General features: G+C 66.1%; 4 protein-coding genes and 1 pseudogene. 2 read left to right on the top strand and 3 right to left on the bottom strand.

All coding sequences use genetic code 11. The annotated features are described in order from the left end of the window. The coding region (locus tag Vau01_RS62685) for an NB-ARC domain-containing protein (protein ID WP_204015230.1) at positions 1-1278 on the bottom strand (1278 nt) is incomplete at its 3' end. Between the two features lie 169 nt (positions 1279-1447). Between Vau01_RS62685 and Vau01_RS64995 the strand changes: the two genes are divergently transcribed. Next, the gene (locus Vau01_RS64995; protein ID WP_275424076.1) at positions 1448-1570 is read left to right on the top strand and encodes a hypothetical protein; all 123 of its coding nucleotides are present in this window, start codon (positions 1448-1450) and stop codon (positions 1568-1570) included. A gap of 444 nt (positions 1571-2014) precedes the next feature. Here Vau01_RS64995 and Vau01_RS62680 read toward each other — a convergent pair whose 3' ends face one another. Continuing rightward, positions 2015-3040, bottom strand: a complete 1026-nt coding sequence (locus Vau01_RS62680) for an HNH endonuclease (RefSeq protein WP_204015228.1) — start codon at positions 3038-3040, stop codon at positions 2015-2017. Between the two features lie 329 nt (positions 3041-3369). After that, complete coding sequence (locus Vau01_RS62675; RefSeq protein ID WP_204015225.1) at positions 3370-3591, bottom strand: hypothetical protein; 222 nt, start codon at positions 3589-3591, stop codon at positions 3370-3372. A gap of 391 nt (positions 3592-3982) precedes the next feature. Between Vau01_RS62675 and Vau01_RS62670 the strand changes: the two are divergent. Continuing rightward, positions 3983-4863: pseudogene (locus Vau01_RS62670) on the top strand (hypothetical protein); the annotation flags it as partial.

Raw genomic sequence — 4863 nt, 5'->3', positions numbered from 1 at the left:
GAGCAGCTCGACTTCGAACGGATCAATGCCGCCGGTCTCTGACCAGAGCAGGTCAAGCACGGCGAGCGGGATGTCGGCTTCCGTCGGAAAGATGCCCAGCTCAAGATATCGATCGGCGGTAGCGTCAGGGAGCACATCGATGCTCGCAGCAAGGGAAGCGGCCACGAGGTCGTCGCGATGCTCTTCGTCAGCCACCGCTGGACGGTCGAGCGCGGCCGGCCCGGAGGCACGCAGCCGCTCGGCAACCAGTTTCGCTGCCGACGTGGACTCTCGTCCACCGCCGACCTGCCGCGCGATCGTGCGGTTGGTCAGGCTCAGGAGCAACGGCCATCGACCGGTTAGCGCGACAAGCTCGTCGACGACGTCGGTGGAAAGGTCCCGCACGCCCCGTGTGATGAGGTCGGCCGCCTCTTGTGCTGTCATCGCCGGCACATCGACGGACGTCGCGGATGACAGCAAGCCCAGGCGCCTTCGGGCAACCACGAGCCGCCGGCAGCCCTCGCCGCCGAGTAGGAACGGCCGGAGCTGGTCCTCGCGCCAAGCATCATCGATGACCAGCAGCACGGGTCGGGCCAGGGCGTCGACTGCAGCCCCGAACCGGAAACCTGCCTGCTGCGGATCTGACAGGGCAGGCCGTTCCCCGGTCAGTTGCTCCGTCAGATCGTTCAGCCGAAGCGCGAGATCTGTACCACCCACGGCCTGGCCCAGGTCCGTCCACAGCAGGCCACCCGTGAACCGATCTCGAACCCGCGGGTCGGTGCAGGCGTCGCGTACCAGCGTGGACTTGCCGAAGCCGCCCGCCCCATACACGGCGGTCACGGGCACCTGCTCAGACCCCGAGGCGAGGACCGCGTCGAGGACCGCGGCGTTCAAAGCAATCCGCGCAACCGTGCCTGGCGCTCCAGGCGGCGCCATCCAGGGCCCCTTCGACGGCCCTGCTGGCGGATTCTCAGTGACCGAGATTGGCTGGGCCGCTTCGACAAGGGCATTCCACAAGCCCCGCTCCTGCCGACCAGGTCCGTCACCGGCCCAGGCCGACCACACCCGTACCAAGGCCCAGACCTGGTCCGCGTCGCGCGGGGCCCGACCGGGCTCGTTGAGCCAGTCACCGATCCGCCGGGCATCCAGACCGCCAGCGTTGTAGGACCGATTGGCGTCCGCCGCCGCCGCCCGCCGCGACCAGTGCCGGCCGGCAGCCTTTTGACCGGCGACGCCCCGAACTTCCAGAGTTCGCAGGGCCTCCTGCAGCCGACGCAGACCGCTCCGCTGTTCGGGCATCGCCGCTCCTCGACGCTCATGCCCGCATCGCCCGCAACGGACCATGCGGGCGGCCGCCCGGATACGGAGCCTAACCCGGCCGCCGCCCGGAACGCCCGCAAGCCATTCCGGCTTCCCCCGGCCGTCTCCATCCTCCTCACCAACCACCGACACAAGACGAGGAGAATTCATGTCATCGAATCACCGCAGCCGCAGCACCGGGCGTCGACTCACCCTTGCGGTCGTTGCCGGCATCATTTCCGGGGCCTGCCGGGCCCTGGTCGACCGCCTGCTCGACCACTTCGGCCATTGACGGTCGGTCGCCGCAGCAGCGACCAGGCGTAGCGAAGGCCCGATGCCACGAACGCCACGGCGACGCCAGCAATTTGTCAGGTATCGCCGTGGCGAGCCACGCCCGTCGGCCCGCAAGGCAGGGAGACGACAGCAGTCGATGCAATAGTCATAGGCATCTTGCAGATCTGTGACATACCCTGCCGTAGAGACAAACCTGAACAGCTTTATCGCCTCGCACTTGCGATGAGCAGCAGCGACACGACGTGCGGCCTGCAAATCCAGCGCGTACGTGCGTTGCAGATTGGTCGTTCAGCGCGCCCTTACCAAGATCGTTGGTTGCCTGTTTCGCGGCGGAACCGCCTCGACCTCCGCGAGTGCGACTCAGGCTCAGATATGGGGCAGGACCTTCAACTGAACCGCAAGATCATCTTGATCGCAAAATCGACGATCGGGCGTCGCTCTGTCAGCGTCTGTGCGGCGGCAGCCATACGGAGACATACGGCATTGCCCAGTCGGTGATTTCAGCTGAGGCACCGCGGGATCCAGGGGGCGCTTGGGTAAGGTCCCAGGTGACCCAGAAGGTGAACCGTCCGGCTGCCTCGCTGTCCCCCTGTAAGTCGTCGAGGCCATCGCCGTCGGAGCTGCTGCGCACGACCGAGCCGGAGAGCTCGCCTACGAAGGCGCCCTCCAAGGTGAACGTTAGTTCCGCACCGTCGCGAGCGAAATCGACCTCGTCGATTGTCAGGCTGAGCTGGTCACACTCGGGCGGCCCGGCACTGAGCGGTCCGAGCGGGTCATCCATGGCCTCGACAGAGGACTGTGCGGCTGCAGCGATCTCGGAGACCAGCGCGTCAACGCCGGCCTCGATGACGTCGGTGATCTGGCGGTCGAATATTTCCTCGATCACGGTGATCGCCGTGCGGCCGCGGACGTCCAGGGAGAGTTGTACAAGCACCTGGAGGGGGCCGAGGTCGAGGTCGACCGATCTTATGGTCACAAAATCGGCCTGGCTCGGGTCGAGCAGGGCCAGCTTCTGTACAACTGCTGGGGCCTCTTGAAGGAACGCGTTTCGAACCCGCGGTATGTCAAGGTTGGCTTGATTCGCTCGCCTCAGCCAGCTGCCCACCTGACTACTCGACGCTATGCCGGTTACCTCGGTGATCACTCGGGGCTCGAGCTGAATCGCGTTGTCGAGTGTCATGGCGAGGATCGTGGTGGCCGCCGGGACGGTCTTGTTGCTCTTCTTGCGGTTGCACCGGCCGCAGATCGGGGCCAGGTTGGCCGGGCGGTCAAGGTCGAAGTCGACTGGCAGATGGAGGATCCTCAGCAGGTTTCGGCGCTGCTGTGCGCTGATCTTCTTTGGGATGAGGTGGTCGATCTGGATGTCGGTGTAGTCCTTCGGCTGGTCGCATGAGTGGCACTTGCTCTTCCACAGCCGATGGAGGACGTCGCGCAGCACCGTGTTGGCGTCGCCATCTCGATAGCGCACCGGACTCGTCGTGCGGGAGGGCACTATCGGTCGTTCGCTATGTGGGCGGAATGTGCCAGCGCCGGCAGGAAGGCGATCGCGCCTGCGACCGATGGACCCGCGGACGGTGGGCGGGCGACCGGGCCTTTCGCGTGGACGATGTCATCAACAGTCACGGATGGCACCATAGCGGGGCCTGGGCCGCCCGCCAGCGTCGCCGAGGCGATGAATCAGCTGACCGACCAGGGAGGCAACGGGATCCCAGGCATCGCGTTGTTGCCTGGCCCGTTCGGTGCCGCGAGCGACCGCTACAGGCATCCAACACCGATCGAGGAATAAGGTGCTGACCACTACGGCCTTGGATCGGGTGGGTTGGTGAGCACGGTCCAGACGAAGGTCAGCAGAAGGACGAGCAAGGCCGTGGCGCCGGCGAAGGCACCAGCTCCGGCGACGACCGCGGCGATAGCGGTTGCTCCGCCGAGTGCGGTCAGCACGCCAGCGGCTACGCCGACAAGGACGCACACCAGGAGGCCGTAAGCCAGCCACAGCCTACGCATCGCGATCGTGTCCACCAGCGGTTCCTCTCGTTCAGGGACATTTCCGGCCGCGCTGCTCGCCGGCTGTGCCTTGACGCTGGCCGTCCACCTGTTCAGATGACAGTCCTCTGAACAGGTGGACGGATTGGACTCCTCTGGCCGGGCCGCAGGCTACAACGGGCAGGGCCTCTGGCCTTTACGCTGTCGGGGTCGATCACGCGACGTAAGCGGTGGATAGATGAGCGCTAGCCATGATCTTTCCGACGGCAGGCGGTCCCGGGGAGACCCGGCACCAGATCCGACCGACGTCCAGACAGTTGCCGAGTTGGCCGCATGTGCCCACAAGCTCATGAGATGGGCGGAACGCTCGACACGCCAGGTGTCGACCAGAGCGGCACGGTCGGGCGAGTCCATTGCGAATACCACCGTGCACAACCTGATCGCGGGCAAGAACCCGCCACAGCCATCGACGCTTAAGAAGTTTCTGCTGGGTTGCGACCTGCCCATCGATCAACATCAACCGTGGCTCGATGCACTCCGTCGGCTCCAACCGTCCAAGCCGGCACCAACCGAGCCGCTGGGCGGCCCGGGCTGGATTTGGGCCGGCGCTGAGGCGCGTGGACATTTCACACGGCGCGGGCAGGGACGGCGAAGTGGCGCCCAAGGCGGCAACCTGTTCCGGGGACGCGCCGTCGCCCTTGATCGGATCGAGACATGGTGGCAATCAGCTGTGTGCCCCGGCGAACCGCTGGTGGTTGTCGGGCAGCCGGGATCCGGCAAGTCGGCCGTTCTTGGGCAGGCTGTTCTCCTTGCTCAATCCGCCGGAATGGGATCGGGCCTGGCAATGCACGCTCGTGGTGCGACGGTTCGGGAGGTAGTGGCGGCTGTCGCGCGCCTTGTCGGCCAACCGGAGGCCATCGATGTGGCTGATCTGGTTGACTGGCTGGCCGGCCGTGGCGAGGCGCCGGTCTGGCTTATCGCGTTGGACGCCCTTGACGAGGCGTATAGCCGTTCGGATCAGGCGGCGATCGCCGAGTTCCTCACCGAACTCGCCGCGGTGCCTTGGGTGCGTGTGGTTGTCGCCACGCGACCGCTTGCGCCGGGAGATCGCTACATGCGAGGTGGACTTCTTGCACGGCTAAGGGTCAGTGGGCCGAACTGTGCCAATGAGATCGACTTGGATGCGCCGGAGTTCGCCGACACGGGCGGGCTTATAACTTTCGCCTCTGCGCTGCTGACCCAGGAGGGAGTCACACATCCTGGCCCGCCGGGACGGGCCTGGGCGCGGTACCGCGAACAGCCGGAGGC

The organism is Virgisporangium aurantiacum, from assembly GCF_016863635.1.
Classification (GTDB): domain Bacteria; phylum Actinomycetota; class Actinomycetes; order Mycobacteriales; family Micromonosporaceae; genus Virgisporangium; species Virgisporangium aurantiacum.
This window is presented reverse-complemented; position numbering and strand designations above follow the sequence as displayed.

Bases quoted from the DNA above. Each gene is read 5' to 3' on its own strand.
- Vau01_RS64995 (WP_275424076.1), top strand. From the start codon at position 1,448: ATGTCATCGAATCACCGCAGCCGCAGCACCGGGCGTCGACTCACCCTT.